This is a genomic window from Streptococcus oralis, from assembly GCF_003943395.1.
GTDB lineage: Bacteria > Bacillota > Bacilli > Lactobacillales > Streptococcaceae > Streptococcus > Streptococcus oralis_BF.
This window is the reverse complement of sequence record NZ_RJPJ01000011.1, coordinates 48,642-70,493: the sequence shown is the minus strand read 5'-3', so window position 1 is coordinate 70,493 and position 21,852 is coordinate 48,642. Positions and strand designations below refer to the sequence as shown.

Below are 21,852 nucleotides of genomic sequence, written 5' to 3'. Positions count from 1 at the left end.
TTTCAAAGGTCTTTGTCACTCTTTCTCTCTCAAGCGACAACTATATTAGTATATCACAGCCGTTGACCTATGTCAACACTTTTTTGAAACTTTTTTTACTTTTTTCGTCCCTGCGATACACACATAGTCCGTACGGGATTCGAACCCGTGTTACCGCCGTGAAAAGGCGGTGTCTTAACCCCTTGACCAACGGACCTGAGCTTTTCAACTCTTTCTATTATACCTACTTTTCAAACTTTGTCAAGGGATTTTTTAATCACCTATACAAATTTTTCTATGATAATAGAAAAGAGCCAGTTTAACTGACCCTCTCTATTTTGTTTGCCAATTAGTCGCGCGTTCCTCTCCCCACCAGTACGGGATCAATTCGGCAACTTTGATTGTTTTTCTTGTTTCGTAGTCCATCATGAACTCTGTTTCTTTATTTTCAGCATTCAATTCTAAGAGAAATTCTCTGCATGCGCCACAGGGCATACCTGATCCTTCGCCGTAGGGAGGTTTATCTCGAAAGGCGAGGATTTTCTTAACTTTAGTTTGTCCTGAAAATTGATACATATTGAAGAGTGCCGCCCGCTCTGCACAAAGATGGAAAACACCACAGGTTCCCTCCATACAGAAACCTGTAAATATTTGTCCATCTTCCGCTTCTACCGCAGCAACAACATGGTTAGCATAAACAAAGTCAGAAACTTCATGGGGATTGTATAGTATTCGTGCTTCTTCATACATCTTTTCCCATGTATCCATCGGAAGTCCTCCTTATTTAGAAATTTCTTTGAGCATGTTATCGATATGCTGGATAGATTTCTCACGACCTAATAGGTAAATCGTTTCTGGAAGTTCTGGACCATGCATTTCCCCTGATACAGCAATACGAATCGGCATGAAGAGATTTTTACCCTTGATACCTGTTTCTTTTTGAACTGCTTTGATTTGTGGGAAGATATTCTCTGTCACAAATTCTTCATCTGTCATTGCTTCGAGCTTGGCTTTGAAGGCTTCTAGAACAACCGGAACGGTTTCTCCTGCCATGACCTCGCGCTCAGCGTCTGTCAACTCTGGGAAATCTGAGAAGAAAAGATCTGTCAGTGGAACGATTTCATCCACTGACTTCATTTGTGGCTTGTAGAGTTCTACCATTTTCTCTGACTTGTCAGTCAAACGCCCTGCTTCTTCTAAGTATGGTTTTGCCATTTCAAAGATAGTAGCTAGATCGGCTCTCTTGATGTAGTCGTTGCTCATCCAGTCTAGTTTCTTCTGATCAAAGGCAGCTGGTGACTTGCTGAGACGGTTTTCGTCAAAGAGTTTAATCAATTCTTCACGAGAGAAAATTTCATCTTCGCCACCTGGATTCCAACCAAGAAGGGCGATAAAGTTAAAGACAGCTTCTGGAAGATAGCCTTTCTTACGGTAGTCTTCAATAAACTGAAGGGTATTGGTGTCACGTTTAGACAATTTTTTACCCGTTTCAGAGTTGATAATCAAGGTCATGTGACCGAACTCTGGAGCTTCCCAACCAAGTGCTTCATAAACCATAAGCTGTTTTGGTGTATTAGCAATATGGTCATCTCCACGGATAACATGAGAGATTTGCATATCGTGGTCATCGATAACAACGGCAAAGTTGTAAGTTGGGTAACCATCTTTCTTTTGAATAACCCAGTCACCACCGATATTGCCACCTTCAAATTCGATATCGCCTTTGACCATGTCATGCCATTTGTAGATACCTGACTCATTGACAGCCAAACGAACAGTTGGAATGATGCCTGCTGCTTCACGTTCTGCGATGTAAGTTGCTTTTTCTTCTTCGTTCATGCCAAGATATTCATTGATGTAACGTGGTGTTTCGCCAGCTGCTTCTTGACGTTCACGCTCGGCTGCCAACTCTTCTTCTGTAACGTATGATTTGTAAGCTTTTCCTTCAGCTAAGAGTTGGTCGATGTATTTCTGATACAAGTCCAAACGCTCAGACTGGCGATAGTTTTCATGAGTTTCTGGGCTCTCATCCCAATCCATGCCCAACCAGCGAAGATTTTCAAGCTGTGAGCGCTCTCCATCCTCAACATGGCGTTTACGGTCAGTATCTTCGATACGAATAATAAAAGTTCCACCATGATGGCGTGCGTAAAGGTAGTTAAACAATGCTGTACGGGCATTTCCGATGTGTAGTAGTCCTGTTGGACTTGGTGCGTAGCGTACGCGGATATCTTTTGACATAGTTTCTCCTATAAAGTCTCTAGGCGTTTGCCTTTTTGCTTTCTATATTATATCACAAGTCTCGCCTGAGTCCAATGTCTATGAGTAAAGAGAGTAAAAAGAGTGGTCAGGCCACTCTTTTCTTCTATTATAGACGTGCGTTAAGCTCTTTGCTCAATTCTTCAAATCCTGGTTTTCCAAGAAGGGCAAACATGTTACGTTTGTAGGCTTCAACACCTGGTTGGTCAAATGGGTTGATGGCGTTCAAGTAACCTGAAAGGGCAATTGCCAATTCGAAGAAGTAGATAGTGTATCCAAGAGTAAAAGCATCTTGCTCTGGAAGAGTTACGTACATATTTGGTACGTCACCGTCAGTGTGGGCAAGAAGAACACCGTCAGTCGCTTTTTTATTTACAAAGTCAACGTCTTTTCCTTGAAGGTAACCAAGTCCATCAAGGTCTTCTTCCAAAGTAGGAATGATCACGTTCTTGCGCGGTTTGTCAACACGAACAACTGTTTCAAACATGATACGAGTTCCTTCTTGGATAAATTGACCCAATGAGTGCAAGTCTGTTGAGAAGTTAGCTGAAGTTGGGTAAATACCCTTTTGGTCTTTCCCTTCTGATTCACCAGCCAATTGTTTCCACCATTCTGAGAAGTATTGAAGTGATGGCTCGTAGTTTACCAAGATTTCAGTTGCATAGCCTTTACGGTAGAGGATGTTACGAACTGCTGCGTATTGGTAGGCTTCATTTTCAGCAATCTTGTCTGAAGTGTAGTCTTTACGAGCTGCGTTAGCACCTTCCATGAGAGCTTTGATATCAGCTCCTGATGCAGCGATTGGAAGCAAACCAACTGCTGTCAATACTGAGAAGCGTCCACCGATGTCATCTGGAACTACAAATGTTTCCCAACCATTGGCATCTGCTTCAACTTTCACAGCACCTTTTTGGCGGTCAGTTGTGGCATAGATACGTTTGTTTGCTTCTTCTTGGCCGTATTTCTTAACCAAGAGTTCTTTGAAGACACGGAAAGCAATCGCTGGTTCTGTTGTTGTACCTGATTTAGAAATCACGTTTACTGAGAAGTCTTTATCAGCTACATACTCTACCAAGTCAGCAAGGTAAGTAGATGAAATTGAGTTTCCAGCGTAAAGGATTTGTGGGGCCTTGCGTTCTTCTTTTGTTTGCAAGTTAGCAAAGTGGTGGTTCAAGAAGTCGATTGCTGCTTTAGCACCAAGGTAAGATCCACCGATACCGATTACAACCAGGACATCGCTATCTGATTTGATTTGCTCAGCAGCTTTCAAGATGCGGTCGAATTCTTCGCGGTCGTAGTTTTCAGGAAGGTCCAACCAACCCAAAAAGTCGCTACCAGCACCAGTTCCTTTACGAATCAATTCGTCTGCAGCTGTTACTTGTGCTTGCATGTATTCCACTTCATGTGGGGCAACAAATTTGTCTAAAACTTTTGAATAATCAAATTTAATATGTGACATGATAATCCTCCAAAATTTCTTCTTTTCTATCATAACGCTTACCTTCGATTTTTTCAAGCTTTTTTATTGAATTTGCCCAATTTTTATCAGAATTCAAACGTTTGCGTAAATTTGCTAAAATATAAAAAATCTGAAAGAACGAATAAAAACGGCTAGAGACTCTAACCGTTACAATTCATTTAATAAATACTCAAATAGTTCTAAATTGCCGTCTTCTTCATTGACCAGAAACTCTGGGTGCCACTGCAAGCCAATGATACGATGCTCGTCGATAGACTCAATCGCTTCCACTGTCTGATCTCGAGGGTCCACCGCTGTCACACGGAAATTAGGTGCCAGATCTTTGATACTTTGACGATGGACTGAGTTGACCTGACTTTCTTTGCCAAACAACTTGGCCACCACGCTTCCTTCCACTGTCTCAATAGAATGAAATGTCCCAAAAGGCAAACCTTGCCAGTGACCTTCAATTTCTTGGTGAAGAGTGCCGCCAAAAGCAACATTGACCAGCTGAACCCCACGGCAGATTGCCAAAATGGGCTTATTCTGATGGAGTGCTTCTCTCAAGAGAGCTAGTTCAAACTCATCGCGTACAAGGTTGTAATCATCGCTCTCAATGGTCTTTTTCTCTCCATAAAACTGAGGATGAACATTTTGTCCACCTGTCAAGATGAGTTTGTCAATCATTTCCACATAATCGCGAACAATGGACTCATCCCCTACAGGAATCACTAAAGGGAGACCTCCGACTTGACGAATGCTCTCTGCAAATTTACAGGATACAGATGAGTGAATGTTTTTCCCTTCTGCATCTACAGGACATAGATTTGCAGCAACTCCTACAATCGTTCTAGCCATGATGTGTCTCCTTTCGATTTTCTTGCGACAGTCTTATCTTATCACTCCAACTCTTTCCTGTCTAATATGTTTTTTTAAAGACCGTGATAAGTATTTTTTATGAACAAGAAAAAGCTGCCCACGAGGACAACTTTTTTATTCGAAGACAAATTGATTGTGATACAGTTCTGAGTAGAAACCGCCGAGTTTGAGTAACTCGTGATGATTCCCACGTTCAATGACTTCTCCATCTTTGAGGACAATAATCTGATCGGCATTGAGGATGGTCTTGAGACGATGGGCAATGACAAAACTGGTTCGTCCTGCTACAACTGCCTCCATGGCATGTTGAATCTTGCTTTCTGTTACAGTATCGACATTGGAAGTCGCTTCATCTAAAATTAAGACTTGGGGATCTGTCATCAAGGTTCGAGCGATGGAAATCAATTGTTTCTGACCAGTTGAGAAGATGTTTTGCTCATCATCAATAAGGGTATCATACTTATCAGGTAAGCTTTCGATATAGTCATGGATATGAGTTGCCTTGGCAGCTGCTTCGACCATTTCCTGACTGGCATCTGGCACACCAAAGCGGATATTGTCCCGGATTGTTCCACTAAATAAGACCGAATCCTGCAAGACAATCCCGACCTTGCTCCGCAGACTATCCAAGTCGTAGCCACGGATGTCTTTGCCATCAAAGCAAATGCTACCTGCATCCACATCGTAGAAGCGATTGATAAGGTTCATGATGGTCGTTTTCCCCGAACCAGTCGGACCGACAACTGCTACCATCTGCCCCTTAGGAGCTGAAATGCTGACATCTTTCAAAATCGGCTTGTCTGGCACATAAGAGAAATCAATGTGACTAATTTCAACACCTTCTCGTAATTCCGTAAAGGCTGGTGCATTTTTCGGACGGATTTCTTCTTCTGCATCGAACATTTCTTGGATACGATCGGCTCCCGTAAAGGCCAACTGGAGGCTCCCCCAGCTAGCAGCCACCTGGATAATCGGCTGGTAGTACTGCTGAGAAAATTGGGTAAACATGACAATCAAACCTAGGGCTGTCGTTGTTTCGATACTTGGATCGTTCAGCAAGACCGCAGAACCTGCAAAAATAACGATGGCCGTATTGACCAAACTCATCCCATTCATAACTGGAAAGAGAATGCCTGAGAACATTCTTCCTTTAAAGGTTGCCTTGCGCACGCGCTCATTTCGCTCCACAAAGCCTGCTACGATGTCGTTTTGAATTCCTTGTACGATAACAGCTTTCTGTCCAGAAATACTCTCGTCCATGTAGGCGTTGAGTTTCCCAACCTCTTTTTGCTGGAGATTGGTGTACTTGCGGGCCATTTTCACAATGAAGACCAACATGAGAAAGGCCACTGGGGTGCTGGCTACTGTTATCAGGGCTAGTGTCACATTTCTTGAAAACATGACAAAAATTAAACCGATGTAAAGAGCAATATTGCTCATAACCTGAACTAGACTTTCATTGAAGGCTTGAAGGATATTGTCTAAGTCACTAGTGAAGCGAGAGAGGATGTCACCATCCTGGTGGCGGTCAAAGAAAGAAACCGTCAAACGTGAAAGTTTGCCAAAAAGACCCTTACGCATTTCATTTGTTGACTCAGCAATCACACGGGTCATCAAGGCCATGTAAATCAAACTGGACACTACCAAAACCAGCACAACCAGTGCTAGATTCAGCATCAGAGCTGACAAACTCTGCCAGGCTAGTTCGGAAGTCCCATTTTGATAAGCTAGAACCAGATTAGCGAGCTCCGTCACTGCTTGACCTGAAAAAACAGGAAAGAGGGCTTGGGCAATCGTCGCAATCGCAACCATCAGAATCACAATGACAAAGGAGAACTTGTAAACTTTAAAATAATTCCAGAAAAATCGAACAGTTTTCATTTTATTCCTCCTTTCCCTTTTGTGTTTCGTAGATTTCACGGTAGACGGCATTGTTAGCTACCAAGTCTGCATGCCGTCCTTCTCCAATCAAGCGCCCTTGGTCCAAGACCAAAATCTTGTCCGCATGGACGACTGAACTGATCTTTTGAGCGATGATAATCGTTGTTGTCCCTTTCAGGTCTTTGTTCAAAGCCTCCTGAACGAGTCTCTCTGACTTAGCATCCAAGGCCGAAGTCGAATCGTCAAAAATCAGGATACGGGGATTGCTGACAATCCCACGGGCAATCGACATCCGTTGTTTTTGTCCACCAGAAAAGTTGGTGCCCCGTTCTTCAACCTGACTCTCAAATTTGTTTTCCATGCGTCCGATAAATTCACTGGCTTGGGCAATCCGCGCCGCACGTTCAAGCTCGGATACGCTGGCATTGCCTTTTCCTTGACGGAGATTATCTGCAATGGTTCCACTAAAGAGAATGGCTCTTTGCAGGACGATGGAGACCGTTTTACGCAAGGTTCCCTCGCTGACATCTCGAATGTCCTTGCCACCAATCTTGATGGAACCCTTCTGTGGATCAAAAAGTCGTGGAATTAGCTGGGCAAGGGTGGACTTACCTGCCCCAGTCGCCCCCACCACACCGACCATCTGACCTGGTGCAACTTCAAAGCTTACATTCTTAAGCATGGGCTCTTCATCGGTAGGATAAGTGAAGGTCACATTTTCAAAAGAGAGACTTCCTTCTAGATCCTCATCTGGAAGATCCTTAAAAGTCATCGCTGGCTCGGTATCTAGAACCTCACGGATACGCATCATCGAAATCATAGCCCGACTAACAGAATTCCCTAAAAATCCAACCATGACGATTGTAAAGATAATCTGACTGAGATAGTTAACAAAGGAAGCAATAGAACCAACGACTGACGGATCCGACTGAGCCATTCCCGCAACCAACCAGATGGAGAGGAAAACCGCTCCGTACCCAATGAGCATCATAAAAGGTTCCACTACTGAAAAGGCATAGCCAATATAAATATTTTGTCCCAGAAGCTCATCTGAGACCTCAGTAAACTTGTCAAATTGCTCTTTTTCCTGCACAAAGGATTTGACCACACGCACACCACGTAGATTTTCCTTGGCGATGGCATTAATTCGTTCAAGAAGGGTTTGAAACTTGGCGAAGCGCGGCCCCATCATCCCCATCATGATACCTGTAAGCGCAAAAATCAGCACTACCATAAGGACAATTACCCACCAAAGTGAAGGCAGGGTGTGAACCGCTAAGATAAAGGAACCGATAAAAAGCAAAGGAAGACGGAAAAGGATTTGGAAAACCATCATCACCATGTTCTGAATTTGGTTGATATCATTGGTCATGCGGACAACCAGATTCCCAGCATTAAACCGCTCAATGTTGGCATAAGAAAAGGTTTGGATCTTACGAAAAGCATCTTCCCGAAGATCCGAAGATACTCCCTGAGCGATATAGGCTGCAAGAATAACATTGACACCACCTGCAACCAGACCCACGAGGGCTACTCCTATCAACCATGCCCCAATACTATAAATAGCCTCATGTCGGCCAGCCAGTAGAGCATCTAAAACCTCCTGCAAATAGCGAGGTTGCAAGAGCGAGCTTGCAACCATCAAGCCTGTCATCACAAAGGATGCCAAGGCTTGCCATTTATAGGCTTTAATTTTTTCAATCAGCATACTTCCTCCTAATCAGATAGACAAAAGGGAGTGACAAAATTCGCCAGCTCCTCTCATTCTTCCATGTTGATGCTATTCTAGCAAAAAAGAGGAATCTTGTCAAAGACGTTTTCTTATTATAAATTAGTGCGCTTTCACTCGCAAGTAATGCATGAAAAGGCTTTTTATGATAAAATGAAAGGAGAACTCTTAAAAGGAGGAGAAGATGAAGAAACAAACCATCGCTGTCTTGGGTCCTGGTTCTTGGGGAACTGCCCTTTCGCAGGTCCTAAACGACAATGGACACGAGGTTCGGATTTGGGGAAATATTCCTGACCAAATCGATGAAATCAATAACCAGCATACAAATAAACGCTACTTCAAAGATATCCTACTCGACGAAAATATCAAAGCTTATCATGGCTTGGAGGAAACACTAAGGGATGTGGATGCTGTTTTATTTGTCGTCCCAACAAAAGTAACGAGACTGGTTGCCCATCAAGTAGCAAAGGTACTTGATCACAAAGTTGTCATCATGCATGCCTCCAAAGGCTTGGAACCAGATAGTCACAAACGCCTATCAACTATTCTTGAAGAGGAAATCCCAGCTGACCTTCGTAGTGAAGTCGTCGTTGTTTCAGGGCCCAGCCACGCTGAGGAAACTATTGTGCGGGATATTACTTTGATCACTGCAGCCTCTAAAGACCTTGAAACTGCTCAGTACGTTCAAAATCTCTTTAGCAATCACTACTTCCGCCTCTATACTAATACGGATGTTATCGGAGTTGAAACCGCTGGTGCTCTTAAAAACATCATCGCAGTTGGTGCAGGTGCATTACATGGCTTAGGGTTTGGCGACAATGCCAAGGCGGCTATCATTGCCCGCGGCTTGGCAGAAATCACCCGTCTAGGGGTCGCTCTTGGAGCAAATCCTCTAACTTATAGCGGTCTTTCTGGAGTTGGGGATTTGATCGTAACTGGGACATCTGTCCACTCTCGTAACTGGAGAGCCGGTGATGCTCTCGGCCGTGGAGAATCTCTCGCAGACATCGAAGCAAACATGGGCATGGTCATCGAAGGCATTTCAACGACTCGAGCAGCTTACGAATTAGCTCAGGAATTGGGTGTCTACATGCCAATCACACAGGCTATTTACCGAGTCATCTACGAAGGTGTCAACATCAAAGAAGCAATCACTGACATCATGAACAACGAATTTAAAGCAGAAAACGAATGGTCTTAGACCCTTATCTTATAGAAAGGAACATTATGAAACAAAAAGTCAGAAAAGCAGTCATCCCTGCCGCTGGATTGGGAACTCGTTTCCTCCCTGCAACTAAGGCCTTGGCCAAGGAAATGTTGCCAATAGTCGACAAGCCAACTATCCAGTTTATCGTTGAAGAAGCCCTCAAATCTGGAATCGAAGATATCTTGGTTGTTACAGGTAAGTCAAAACGTTCCATCGAGGACCACTTTGACTCAAACTTCGAATTGGAATACAACCTCAAAGAAAAAGGGAAAACAGATCTTTTGAAGCTAGTTGATGAAACAACTGGCATGCGTCTGCATTTTATCCGCCAAACTCATCCACGCGGTCTCGGAGATGCTGTTTTGCAAGCCAAGGCTTTCGTCGGAAATGAACCTTTTGTCGTGATGCTTGGGGATGACTTGATGGATATCACTAATGAAAAGGCTGTTCCGCTCACCAAACAACTCATGGATGACTATGAACGTACCCACGCGTCTACTATCGCTGTCATGCCTGTCCCTCACGATGAAGTATCTGCCTATGGGGTTATTGCTCCGCAAGGCGAAGGGAAAAATGGTCTTTACAGCGTTGAAACCTTCGTTGAAAAACCAGCCCCAGAGGACGCTCCTAGCGATCTCGCTATCATCGGACGCTACCTCCTCACACCTGAGATTTTCCAAATTCTGGAAAACCAAGCTCCAGGTGCTGGAAATGAAATCCAGTTGACGGATGCGATTGACACCCTCAATAAAACACAACGTGTATTTGCTCGTGAGTTCAAGGGAGCTCGTTACGATGTCGGAGACAAGTTTGGCTTTATGAAAACATCCATCAACTACGCCCTCAAACACCCGCAAGTCAAAGACGATTTAAAAGACTACCTCATCCAACTCGGAAAAGAGTTATCTGAGGGGGAATAAAAAATACCTTATATACAAAGAAGAACTAGGATGGTTGACTATCCTAGTTCTTCTTTTATTTGCACTTATCTCATTCCCTTATAGAAAAGGAAAACAGCTAGTGCGACAAAAAGTACGGTGGCTCCGATTCTCTGACTAGCGCTATACATCCGTCTTTCTCCTCTAACTGGAAAAATAACTGCTAGAAAGGCACCGCCTACTGCGCCACCGATATGGCCTGCTAGGCTAATTCCTGGAATCAGAACACTTCCAATGATATTTATCACGAAAAGTGTCAGATAGGATTGCCCCAACTGCTGAATATAAGGGTTACGAGTTGCGTAACGCAAGACGATAATCGCAGCAAATAGCCCGTATAGGGAAGTGGATGCCCCTGCAGCGACAACTTTCGGTGTGAAAGCAAAAACAAAGAGATTCCCCATCATTCCAGATAAGAGATAGAGAAAGAAAAATTGCTTAGAACCGAAAATCTCCTCCACCTGTCGCCCAAGAAAGTAGAGTGAAATCATATTGACAATGAAATGCTCCCAACCGATATGTACAAAGATAGCTGAAAAAAGACGCCAAATCTGCTCAGGGAACAGGCGAATGATCGGTCCATACATGGCTCCAAACTGAAAAAGAGTTTTTGCTTGATCAAAGTTGATACCCGTAGTAATCAGCATCAAGAAAAATACCAATGCTGTTACTAGGAGAAAGAAACTAGTCACAGGGTAACGTTTATCAAAGATTTCCTTCATAGATTAGCACCTCCTGGACGGGAATATCATGGTCTTCCGAGTTGAAATCCTGAATTTGACAAGGATAGATTGTACTTAGGCTATGCCCACCAAAATTCTCCAGATAGCGGTCGTAGTAGCCTCCGCCATATCCAATCCGATAGCCCTCTGTTGTAAAAGCCAGCCCTGGAACATGAATCAAATCAATCTGAGACGGTTCCACCACTTCCAAGTCTCCTTGCGGCTCCAGTAAACCAAAGGAAGTTTTTACCAACTGCTGCGGATCATATACCACAAACTCCATGCGCCCCTTGGGATAGGTTTTGGGTATCAGAACCTTTTTGCCGTCCTTCAGCACCTGCTTGATCAGTTCCTGCGTTTGAAACTCATGCGGGAAAGAGAGATAGGTTGCGATGGTCTTGGCTTCTTGGTAAAAGGGGTGTTGTAAGAAACGCTCAGTTAAAACTTGATCCATAGCCTGTTTTTGCTCCTGAGATAAAGCCTTCATTTCTTGCAAAATTTTCTTGCGTAGTTCTGCTTTCATAGACAATTCCTCTACTCTGCTGCCTTCTTTTTCAGGAAACTAGAGACCGCATCTACCCCAATGGCTAAGGCTTCTTCCTTAGGACTCATCTGAGGGTGATGAAGGGCATAAGGACTATCGATACCTAGCCAGAACATAACGCCATCTACCTTCGAAAGGAGATAACCAAAGTCCTCACCAGTCATAGCCGGCTCGATATCAATCAACTCGATTCCGTCTTTCTCTTCAAAAAAGTCCATCAGTTCACGCGCCAAGGCTGGATTGTTCTCAACAGGCAGGTAGCCTCCTTGTTTGAGTTCCACTTCGACTTCCATATCAAAGGCTGCTGCAACACCTTCTGCGACTGTCTTGACTCTTTTTTGTACCAAGAGGCTCATGTCCTGAGTCAAGGCGCGAATGGTTCCATGCAAAAAGGCTGTGTCTGTAATGACATTGTTGGTTGTTCCAGCTTGGAAAAGGCCAAAGGTCACCACTGCTCCCTCGATTGGGTTGACATTGCGGCTAACAACTGACTGCACTTGGGTCACAAAGTAACTAGCGGCCACCAAGGCATCATTGGCTTCATGCGGAAAAGCTGCGTGTCCTCCTTTTCCCTTGAAACGAATCTTCACCTCACAGGTCCCTGCAAAGAGCGTATGGGTATTGGTCGCAATCTGGCCGACCTTCAGATCTGGACGAACATGAAGGCCATAAAATTGGTCTGGCAACCAGTCCCCAAAAGCACCGTCCTCATACATGAGCATACCACCGGCTTCATTTTCTTCAGCAGGCTGAAATAGAAAGAGCAGATTATTCTTGGGTTGTTCCTCAAGGACCCGCTCGAGACAGCCTAAGGCAATGGTCATATGAAAATCATGGCCACAGGCATGCATGCGACCTTGGTGCTGGGAAGCAAAAGGCAGGCCTGTTTGTTCGACGATAGGCAGACCATCAATATCCGTTCGCCAACCAATGGTCCGCTCCGGCTGACTCCCCTGCAGGTAGACCAAAATACCTGTCCGCCAAGTACGAACTTTAACAAAGTCCTTGCCCGTGGTCAATTTTTCAATCACATCCAACAAATAATCCTGAGTCTTGAATTCTTCCAAACCAATCTCTGGAATCTGGTGCAAATCTCGTCTAGTCTGAATCAAATCTAACATCTATCTATCCTCCGATATAACAGAAAGAGGCTGGAAAAAGGGTTCCGCCTCTTTTTTACTTTTACAAGGTACGAAGCGCATCTTCTAGCGCTGTTTTTTGTTGGGTTTGGCTGTCGATTTCTTTGATAATACGAGCTGGAATTCCTGCTACCACTACATTTTCTGGGACATCTTGCGTCACGATAGCTCCTGCAGCGACAACTGAACCACTACCGATTTGGACCCCTTCGATAACCACTGCATTGGCACCGATAAGAACATTGTCTCCGACACGGACTGGTTCAGCGCTAGCTGGTTCAATCACACCCGCCAAAACTGCACCTGCACCAACGTGACTGTTTTTTCCAACGATAGCACGGCCACCAAGGATAGCACCCATGTCAATCATGGTTCCTGCACCGATTTCAGCACCGATATTGATAATAGCTCCCATCATGATGACAGCATTGTCACCAATTTCAACCTGGTCACGGATAATAGCACCTGGCTCGATACGTGCATTGATAGCACGTTTATCTAGTAAAGGAACTGCAGAATTACGAGCATCTTGCTCGACAACATAGTCTTGATTTTCTACTAAACCTTCAAGAAGCGGAGCCACGTCCTTCCAGTCCCCGAATAGGACATTTCCTAGTTTGACAACAGAGCTAGGCACAGCAGTTGCGAGTTGCCCTTCAAAGGTTACTTTGACACTAGTTTTCTTTTCAGCATTGGCGATAAATTGGATAATTTCTTGAGCGTTCATTTTTGTAGCAGTCATAGGCGCCTCCTGGTTCCTTATAATGATACCTATTCTACCAAAAAAGGCCTCAAATTTGAAGCCTTAAGCACTCGAACAGAACATTTTACCTTTCCTTCGTTTCCTCTATTGATAAGAAAACCATTGGGACGATAATCAAAATCATAGCCAAAGCTAGAAAACCATCCAAAACCATACCTAGAAATAGTACACTTAACAATGCGGAAGATAAAGGTTCGCTGGCACTCACAACTGATACAACTAAAGGTGAGACGAGTAGCACAGCCTTCATCGAAAGGAAAAAAGCAAAAGCCGTTCCAAACACAGCAATAGTAAAACAAATCAAAAGGCTCGTCACATCAAGTTGGAAGGTAATCTGATGAATAGGATAAAGAAAATTGCTAAAAATACCTGCTAGCAACATCCCCCAACCAACAGTCGGCACAAAACCATAGTCACGTGCAAAACGCTGAGGCAGGATAACGTTGAACATAACCCCTACAGCACTGAGGAGTCCAGTGACCAAAGCTAAGGGAGTCATGGACAACTGGGACAAATCTCCTTTTGTGGCCATCAAAAAAACACCTAGCATGGCAATCAAAACATAGAGAATGGCTGTGATAGAAGCCTTCTTTTTATAGACGATACGATTATAAAACAAGATAAAAACTGGACTGATAAATTGCAAAATCGTTGCTGTCGTCGCATTGGAATACTCAACACAGAGATAAAAGAAAAACTGCACAGAAAAAATACCTAGAATAGCATAGGCTAAAAAAGGCAGATAATTTTTCTTGTCCCGCCAGATATCCAATAACTGGGTGCGTAACTGAAAGGCTGATAAAACTAAAACCAAACTCCCTGCCACTAGCAAGCGCATGGAAGTGATCCAGCCAGACGACACCTGATAATGGGCAAAAAAATATTCTCCTAAAATACCACAAATTCCCCAAATCAGACCTGACAACAGTGAATATAGAGTTCCCTTAAAAATCTTCTTTTGATACTTGTTCATATCTTTATTGTAACACGAAATGAAAAAAGAAAAAAGTAGCATGAAAAATATTATTGAATGAATCATGCTACTTTTTTATTCTATCGATTTGATTGATTTGAGCGAGTTGATGAGCTTGTTCCCGAACTGCTACTTGAACTTGGGAGAGTTGGAGTCGGGAGACTAGGTAAACTTCCTAGGATGTTCTTCCAAGCATTTTGATAATCTGCATCGCTTCCTCCAATAGCAAAGCGATAGGTGGTCACTGGGGCACCTTCTTTAGTCGCCCAGTAGCTCGTTACTGTTGATCCAGAAACTTCTATTTCTTTCCCATTGATAGAAACCTTGCCTGGTTTTTGTCCTGTAGATCGGAGAACTTGTGACTTGGTCACACTCGGATCCAGGTTAAAGCGCTCATTCCCCCATATTCCAGGTTCAGCTTGTTGGATAGCATTGACCAAGTGGGCCATATAGTTGGCATTGCGGTAGTGGCCTGCTCCTTTGGCTAGTGGTCGGTTATCATCGTGACCTAACCAGCCACCCAAAGTCAAGCGAGGTGTAGAAAGCATGAGCCACATATTTTCATCTTCATTGGTCGTACCAGTTTTTCCAATCCAGTCAGCACGAGCTAGGGATGGATTGATAGTCGTCAAGTCCGTCTGGAAACTCGAAGTAATTCGAGATGAGATCACCTCGCGAAGCAAACTCTGCATGATGGTCGCTGTCGCTTTTGAATAGACTTGGACAGGCTCATCCTTGTGCTCGTATACCACTCGACCATCCGTTGACTCGATCTTCGCGATCATATGTTTCTTATGATAAACTCCATTGTTGGCCAGAGTCTGATAGCCGTTGGTATGCTGGGCAACTGTAACTTCAATACCTCCACCCATCGGCAGACTTTCAATCCCATATTCAGGGATTTCATAACCCATTTTTTCCATATAGCCCTTGACATCAACACCTTTCTCTCGAAGTGTACGATAAGTCCAGTATGCTGGGATATTCCATGAGTAGTTAAGGGCTTCTCCCAATGTCATCATGCCCGTACCAGGACTATTGACATGCATGATGGGATTCCCGTTTGAAAAGTTTGTCGGATAGTTAGACAAGATACTTGCACTTCCCATCAAACCTTGGTCAATAGCGATACCATAGGCCAATATAGGTTTTGTGGTTGAAGCTGGAGAACGTTTGGTGTCAATAGCGTGATTGTTCTGATTTTCTTGGTAATTACGACCACCAACAAAGCCAAGAATAGCTCCCGTTTGGTTGTCCATAAGGACATTTCCCACCTCAGGCTGTCCTGTCGAATCGTCTAGCAGATATCCGTAGGTCGCAACCGCATTTTGCATTGCGGTATGAACGTTTTTATTGATAGTTGTCGTAATCTTATACCCACCATTCTCAATTTCCTTAGCGGCTAGATCGCGATAGGATTTCTGAATGGACTCATTCTTTAATTCTTGCGCAGAAACATTATCTCGTTGGACGAGGTAGTCGTACATGCGGTCAGTAGCTTCTGCCAAGGTTGCATAGTAGAGATAGTCACGCAAAGTCCCGCTAACACTACCTGATGGTAGGAAGTCTTTCTTAAAGTCATAATCTTTGTACTTATCGTAGTCTTCCTGACTTAGAGCCCCTGTTCGATACATATTGTAGAGGACATCCTTGGCACGCTTAATCCCCAAAGCCATATCCTCATCACTCTTCATACTACCATCAGATTCATAAGGAGAATAACTGATTGGACTCTGTGGCAACCCTGCGATAAAGGCAGCTTGAGGGACCGTTAAATCCGAAGCATTGACCCCAAAGATTCCTTCTGCAGCCTGCTGGGCACCTGCAATATTTTGACCTTTATGATTGCGTCCAAAAGGAGCAATGTTAAGGTAGGTTGTTAAAATCTCATCCTTACCCATAGCCCGTTCTAAAGCTAGAGCATCAATAATCTCTTTAGCCTTACGAGCCAGAGTCGGAGCATCCCCCACCACTTGCTGCTTGATGACCTGCTGGGTCAAGGTCGAACCACCACTAGACGAGCCTAGACCGACAAAGGTTCCCAAGGTCGCACGAATGACGGCCTTAGGCACAACTCCCCTGTGTTCATTGAAATGCTCGTCCTCTGTCGCAACAATGGCTTTCTTAAGGTTGTCTGAGATAGCATCTGAAGCGACTGAAGTGCGCAATAAATCGCCCTCGATCGAGGCAATGGTACTGCCATCAGAATAAGTGATTTCTGAGATAGAGGAAATATCCTTCACTTGCTTGACCAGCTCCTCTGTTTGAGGAACCTTGGCCTTGTCAAATAGAGCAACCCCATATCCCATAGCCACACCAGCTCCAAAAAGGCCACCGATAAAACCTAGGATAAAGAGGGAATTGAAGACTATCTTAAAGCCACTCAAAACCTTAGCAAAAATAGATCCTACTCTTTTGACCTTATCAGAAGAACTATTTTTGTTATTCTTTTTACTTGCTTGTTTTTTCTTCCATATGGCAGATAGTTGCTGAAAAAAATTCAGCAGCTTTGTTTTTGATTCATTGTTTCTTTTTTTCATGAATGTCCTCGCTTTCTTTATTATATCATAAAAGGGAAACTTTCAATAAATTAGCCACTTTCTTCCCTATTCTACTAGGCTATTGACCAAGTTTGTGATACAATAGGTAGAAACAATATTTTATAAAGGAGAAAAGACACATGCACATTTTTGATGAGCTAAAAGAGCGTGGTTTGATCTTTCAAACGACTGATGAAGAAGCTTTGCGTAAAGCCCTAGAAGAAGGTCAAGTTTCTTATTATACTGGCTACGATCCAACTGCTGACAGCCTTCACCTAGGCCACCTTGTCGCAATCTTGACAAGTCGTCGTTTGCAACTAGCAGGTCACAAGCCTTATGCGCTCGTTGGCGGTGCTACAGGTCTCATCGGAGATCCGTCCTTCAAAGATGCTGAACGTAGTCTCCAAACAAAAGACACAGTAGAGGGCTGGGTCAAGTCTATCCAAGGACAACTTTCTCGTTTTCTTGATTTTGAAAATGGGGAAAATAAAGCTGTCATGGTCAACAACTACGACTGGTTTGGCAGCATCAGCTTCATTGACTTCCTCCGTGATATCGGAAAATACTTCACTGTCAACTACATGATGAGTAAGGAGTCTGTGAAAAAACGGATTGAAACAGGAATTTCTTACACTGAGTTTGCCTACCAAATCATGCAAGGTTATGACTTCTTTGTCCTTAACCAAGAGCACAACGTGACGCTACAAATCGGTGGTTCTGACCAGTGGGGAAATATGACAGCTGGTACCGAATTGCTTCGTCGGAAGGCTGACAAGACTGGTCACGTTATCACAGTGCCACTCATCACAGACGCAACTGGTAAGAAATTTGGTAAATCAGAAGGAAATGCAGTCTGGCTCAACCCTGAAAAGACTTCTCCATACGAAATGTACCAATTCTGGATGAATGTCATGGATGCCGACGCTGTTCGTTTCTTGAAGATCTTTACTTTCTTGACACTAGACGAGATTGAAGACATCCGCAAACAGTTTGAAGCGGCTCCACACGAACGCTTGGCTCAAAAAGTCCTGGCTCGTGAAGTCGTGACTCTTGTTCACGGAGAAGAAGCTTACAAAGAAGCTCTTAACATAACTGAGCAACTCTTTGCAGGAAACATCAAAAACCTTTCTGTCAAAGAACTCAAACAAGGACTTCGTGGTGTGCCAAACTACCAAGTACAGGCAGACGAAAACCACAATATCGTGGAACTCCTCGTGTCAGCTGGTGTGGTCAACTCAAAACGCCAAGCTCGCGAAGATGTGCAAAACGGAGCTATCTATATCAACGGCGACCGCATCCAAGACCTGGACTATGTCTTGAGTGACGCAGATAAGTTAGAAAATGAACTAACTGTTATCCGCCGCGGTAAGAAAAAATACTTTGTATTGACTTACTAAACTGTTCAACATTTACCTATAAAAAAGGAGTTAACCTCGAGAAAGGTAACTCCTTTTTGTTGTTGATAACCACATCTATCTATTTTTAATAGACAGACTACGCAAGACAATGCGCAAGGTTGTTAGATTATGTAAGATAGAGAGATTTGAAGGACTGAGCCAATTAAACAAGCCAAAGCCAATCAAACTACTATTTACGACAACGGTATCTTGAATATTCTTCTTGATAAGTGTTTGCAAAGATGATGATAGCAAATCCAACTCTTGGAAGAAATCCAAGCGATTATCTAACAATAAGATATCACTCATTTGCTTAGAAATATCTGCACTCTCATTCATCACCACACCGATATCTGATAGGGTTAGAGCCGCTGAGTCATTCAACCCATCCCCAACCATCAAAATAGTGTGACATGCTTTCTGCAGTTCCTCTACTAACTCAAATTTTCCATCAGGTTTCAAGTCTGTATAGACCTGATCAAAGGGCAAATCTTTGACTAATTCCTCTGTTCTAACCAAGGTGTCCCCTGTTGCCAGAATCAATTTTTTCCCTTGCGCCTTAAGTTTCTCCAAGGCTGCTTTTGCTTCTTTTCTCAAAGGAGTATGAATGCAGAACATTCCAATCAATTCATTCTGATAAGCCAAGAATAAGAGATTGTAGTGACTCTTGTACTCTTCAATTAAAGCATTTTGTTCTGAACTGATATGAATTTGCTCATCCTGCATCAAAACATAATTCCCAATAAGAACTGGTTGCCCATCTATATGAGATTTGATCCCCTTGCTTGCGATATATTGGAGTTTCCCATGCATTTCCTCATGTTCAATTCCCTCTATCTCGGCTTGCTTGACAATGGCATTAGCAATAGGATGATAAATGTGTTCCTCAAGACAGGCACTGATTCTGAGAATATCTTCCTCGCTATAGTCCCCAAAAGGTAACACCTTTTCAACTATAGGATAGCTAGTTGTGATTGTTCCTGTCTTATCAAACAAGAAAGTGTCAACTTCCAGATATTTCTCTAGAACATCCCCATCCTTAATCACCATTTCACGATTCAACCCCTCCTTGATAGCTGTTAAATAAGCTACAGGAGTAGAGATTTTCAAAGCGCAGGAGAAATCGACCAGTAGGAATGAAATAGCCTTAGAAAAAGAACCTGTTAATAGGTAAGTCAGCCCAGCCCCCAAGAAATTATATTTGACGACCTTGTCCGCCATCTTGATGAAATAGCGTTGTTTCGTTTTCTTGTTTTCTTCAGATTTCTTCATCAACTCAATCAGTTGTAAAATACGGCTGTTCATCTGATTATCGGTTACACGAATACGTAGCTCTCCAGTCTCCAAGACTGTATTTGCACAAACCGAATCAAACTCTCTTTTTTCAACTGGAAAACTCTCTCCCGTCAAGGAACTTTCATTGACCATACCTAAACCTGAAACTACTTGTCCATCAAACAGAATTTCATTTCCTTGAGATAGGACCAAGACATCTCCTATTTGAACATCGGAACTCTTGATACTAACGACCGTATCCCCCTGTACTAGAAATACATCGCTCTCTTTTGCAAGAAGGCTTTGTTCTAAATCTGTTGCAGTTTTTTTCAAGGACCACTGATCTAAATGATTGCCTAAATCAAGCATAAACATGATGTTACTAGCCGTCTTGGATTGGTTCATAAACAAGGACAACAAAATGGCCGAACAGTCCAAGACTTCCATGGTTAGTTCCTTGCGCGCTAAAGTTTGATAGGCTTCTTTGACATAACCCAAAGCCTGATAACAAGTCCAAATATAACGAATAGGGTAGGGTACAAAACTTCGAAACAGCCAACGCTTAATCGCTGCACCTGAAACGATAGAATAAGCAGTCTCTTCTCTACGAATGGGAAGGGTCATCAACTCAGAAACTTTCCCCTTATCAATTCTTTTTAAAAAGGCCTCTGCATTTTCTAATACAGAGAAGCCTTCTTTCATACGTAGAGTAAAGTGCTGCTGATCCATATAAAACTGGATAGACTCAATCCCCTTTTCATCTCTCGCCAAGGAACGAAGATAGTCTTGAATATCCAAGGTGAGTGAAAAAGAAGATGATAGTCGGATATGTTGGTATCCTCTATGTAGCACTTTAAAAGACATATTATTCTCCTATAAGGCTATCTAATTGCTCTTCTTTTTTCTCTTGCTCGTACAAATATTTGGCATCTTGCAAGACATCATCTCCATGTTGCTTCACAACAGAAACAGATGCATCCAATTCGTCTTTCAATTTGTAAGCCTTAGCCAAAGCTTTAGAATAGCCTTTTTTAGCTTCTTTACTTGCCAAGATTTTCAAACCAAGAGTGCCAAATGCTACACCACCCAAAAAGAGTGATGATTTTTTCGCAGCTTTTGCGATGGTTAATACTTCTTTTAACATAGTCGTTTCCTCCTTATCATTATTATATAGCAATTTAGATATAAAAGCAATTCCATTCTATGGATTAAAGAATTGGATTTATTTCTATTGAATCTCATATCTACATACTCCTATACTTGCTTTCGCTTGCCTCTTTTGCTAGACTTAAACTATGAATACAAACCACAAACCCAAACTTCAGCGTTTTGCTTCTGCGACTGCCTTTTCCTGCCCTATCTGCCAAGAAAATCTGGCCTTGGTAGAGTCTAGCCTCAAGTGTAGCAACCGCCATTCTTTTGATCTGGCAAAATTCGGCTATGTCAATCTGGCACCGCAAATCAAGCAATCCACCAACTACGACAAGGAAAATTTTCAAAACCGTCAGCAAATCCTAGAAGCTGGGTTTTATCAGAATATCTTAAAAGGCATCTCGGACATACTAGCGACTAAACCATCCGCAAAAACCGTCTTGGATATCGGTTGTGGCGAAGGTTTCTACTCTCGTAAACTCCAAGAAAGTCACTCTGACAAAACCTTTTACGCCTTTGATATTTCAAAAGATTCCGTTCAAATCGCTGCTAAAAGCGAACCCAACTGGGCTGTCAATTGGTTTGTTGGCGATTTGGCTCGTCTTCCTATAAAAGATACCAGTATGGATATTTTGCTTGATATCTTCTCGCCTGCCAACTATGGAGAATTTCGCCGCGTTTTATCCAAAGACGGTATCTTGATAAAGGTCATCCCAACTGAAAATCACCTCAAAGAAATCCGCCAAATGGTACAAGACCAACTGACAAAGAAGGATTATTCCAACCAAGATATCAAGAAACATTTCCAGGAACACTTCAGTATCCAATCTCGCCAAACAGCCTCCCTGACCAGATCTATCACAGCAGAGCAACGCCAAGCCCTGCTCAGCATGACCCCCCTTCTCTTTCATGTTGACCAGACCAAGATTGACTGGAGCCAACTGACAGAGATTAACATCGAAGCAGAGATCCTAGTTGGGAAAGTATTGTAAATTAGTTTAAATATGAAAAAACGC

18 protein-coding genes and 1 tRNA gene are annotated in these 21,852 nt (G+C 43.1%); 4 read left to right on the top strand and 15 right to left on the bottom strand.

All coding sequences use genetic code 11. The features are described from left to right. Positions 1 to 124: 124 nt before the first annotated feature. The 7 genes from D8802_RS08820 to D8802_RS08790 form a co-directional block, all read right to left on the bottom strand. Positions 125 to 196: transfer RNA gene (locus D8802_RS08820), tRNA-Glu, on the bottom strand. Positions 197 to 312: 116 nt separating this feature from the next. After that, on the bottom strand, positions 313 to 747 hold the full coding sequence (locus tag D8802_RS08815) for a cytidine deaminase family protein (protein WP_125395571.1): 435 nt from the start codon (positions 745 to 747) through the stop codon (positions 313 to 315). Positions 748 to 759: 12 nt separating this feature from the next. Further along, positions 760 to 2,220 carry a glutamate--tRNA ligase gene (gene gltX, locus D8802_RS08810; RefSeq protein ID WP_125395570.1) on the bottom strand — a complete coding sequence of 487 codons (1,461 nt, stop codon included), beginning with the start codon at positions 2,218 to 2,220 and terminating at the stop codon, positions 760 to 762. Between the two features lie 127 nt (positions 2,221 to 2,347). Beyond that, positions 2,348 to 3,697: a glucose-6-phosphate isomerase gene (locus D8802_RS08805; RefSeq protein WP_000018244.1), complete on the bottom strand. Its 1,350-nt coding sequence runs from the start codon at positions 3,695 to 3,697 to the stop codon at positions 2,348 to 2,350. Positions 3,698 to 3,865: 168 nt separating this feature from the next. Beyond that, complete coding sequence (locus tag D8802_RS08800; protein WP_125395569.1) at positions 3,866 to 4,555, bottom strand: gamma-glutamyl-gamma-aminobutyrate hydrolase family protein; 690 nt, start codon at positions 4,553 to 4,555, stop codon at positions 3,866 to 3,868. A 135-nt stretch (positions 4,556 to 4,690) separates the two neighbouring features. Further along, positions 4,691 to 6,457 carry an ABC transporter ATP-binding protein gene (locus D8802_RS08795; RefSeq protein WP_125395568.1) on the bottom strand — a complete coding sequence of 589 codons (1,767 nt, stop codon included), beginning with the start codon at positions 6,455 to 6,457 and terminating at the stop codon, positions 4,691 to 4,693. Position 6,458: 1 nt separating this feature from the next. After that, positions 6,459 to 8,165, bottom strand: coding sequence for an ABC transporter ATP-binding protein (locus D8802_RS08790; RefSeq protein WP_125395567.1), 1,707 nt, complete (start codon positions 8,163 to 8,165; stop codon positions 6,459 to 6,461). 205 nt (positions 8,166 to 8,370) lie between these two features. Between D8802_RS08790 and D8802_RS08785 the strand changes: the two genes are divergently transcribed. Together D8802_RS08785 and galU are read left to right on the top strand one after the other, a co-directional pair. Then, a complete protein-coding gene (locus D8802_RS08785; RefSeq protein WP_125395566.1) occupies positions 8,371 to 9,387 on the top strand; it encodes an NAD(P)H-dependent glycerol-3-phosphate dehydrogenase in 1,017 nt (338 codons plus the stop codon). A gap of 26 nt (positions 9,388 to 9,413) precedes the next feature. Then, positions 9,414 to 10,313, top strand: a complete 900-nt coding sequence (gene galU, locus D8802_RS08780) for a UTP--glucose-1-phosphate uridylyltransferase GalU (RefSeq protein ID WP_125395565.1) — start codon at positions 9,414 to 9,416, stop codon at positions 10,311 to 10,313. A 65-nt stretch (positions 10,314 to 10,378) separates the two neighbouring features. On the opposite strand, the gene D8802_RS08775 is transcribed toward galU, so the two are convergent. The 6 genes from D8802_RS08775 to pbp1b form a co-directional block, all read right to left on the bottom strand. Continuing rightward, positions 10,379 to 11,053, bottom strand: a complete 675-nt coding sequence (locus tag D8802_RS08775) for a rhomboid family intramembrane serine protease (protein WP_125395564.1) — start codon at positions 11,051 to 11,053, stop codon at positions 10,379 to 10,381. Further along, positions 11,037 to 11,576, bottom strand: a complete 540-nt coding sequence (locus tag D8802_RS08770) for a 5-formyltetrahydrofolate cyclo-ligase (protein WP_125395563.1) — start codon at positions 11,574 to 11,576, stop codon at positions 11,037 to 11,039. Before D8802_RS08770 ends, D8802_RS08775 begins: the two co-directional genes overlap by 17 nt. Positions 11,577 to 11,587: 11 nt before the next feature. Then, entirely contained in the window at positions 11,588 to 12,718 is a 1,131-nt protein-coding gene (locus tag D8802_RS08765; protein WP_125395562.1) for an N-acetyldiaminopimelate deacetylase, read from the bottom strand. Positions 12,719 to 12,779: 61 nt separating this feature from the next. Then, positions 12,780 to 13,478, bottom strand: a complete 699-nt coding sequence (dapD, locus tag D8802_RS08760) for a 2,3,4,5-tetrahydropyridine-2,6-dicarboxylate N-acetyltransferase (protein WP_125395561.1) — start codon at positions 13,476 to 13,478, stop codon at positions 12,780 to 12,782. Between the two features lie 85 nt (positions 13,479 to 13,563). Beyond that, positions 13,564 to 14,472: a DMT family transporter gene (locus D8802_RS08755; RefSeq protein WP_125395560.1), complete on the bottom strand. Its 909-nt coding sequence runs from the start codon at positions 14,470 to 14,472 to the stop codon at positions 13,564 to 13,566. Between the two features lie 80 nt (positions 14,473 to 14,552). Beyond that, complete coding sequence (gene pbp1b, locus D8802_RS08750; protein WP_125395559.1) at positions 14,553 to 17,012, bottom strand: penicillin-binding protein PBP1B; 2,460 nt, start codon at positions 17,010 to 17,012, stop codon at positions 14,553 to 14,555. Positions 17,013 to 17,152: 140 nt separating this feature from the next. On the opposite strand from pbp1b, the gene tyrS reads away from it, so the two are divergent. Continuing rightward, positions 17,153 to 18,409, top strand: coding sequence for a tyrosine--tRNA ligase (tyrS, locus tag D8802_RS08745; protein ID WP_125395558.1), 1,257 nt, complete (start codon positions 17,153 to 17,155; stop codon positions 18,407 to 18,409). Between the two features lie 75 nt (positions 18,410 to 18,484). On the opposite strand, the gene D8802_RS08740 is transcribed toward tyrS, so the two are convergent. Both D8802_RS08740 and D8802_RS08735 read right to left on the bottom strand, forming a co-directional pair. Further along, positions 18,485 to 20,548 (bottom strand): heavy metal translocating P-type ATPase, encoded by a 2,064-nt coding sequence (locus tag D8802_RS08740; protein WP_125395557.1) that lies wholly within the window; start codon positions 20,546 to 20,548, stop codon positions 18,485 to 18,487. Between the two features lies 1 nt (position 20,549). Then, positions 20,550 to 20,828, bottom strand: a complete 279-nt coding sequence (locus tag D8802_RS08735) for a DUF6110 family protein (RefSeq protein WP_000910906.1) — start codon at positions 20,826 to 20,828, stop codon at positions 20,550 to 20,552. A gap of 151 nt (positions 20,829 to 20,979) precedes the next feature. Here D8802_RS08735 and D8802_RS08730 point away from each other — a divergent pair, with 151 nt between their 5' ends. After that, positions 20,980 to 21,828, top strand: coding sequence for a putative RNA methyltransferase (locus D8802_RS08730; protein WP_125395556.1), 849 nt, complete (start codon positions 20,980 to 20,982; stop codon positions 21,826 to 21,828). Positions 21,829 to 21,852: the final 24 nt, after the last annotated feature.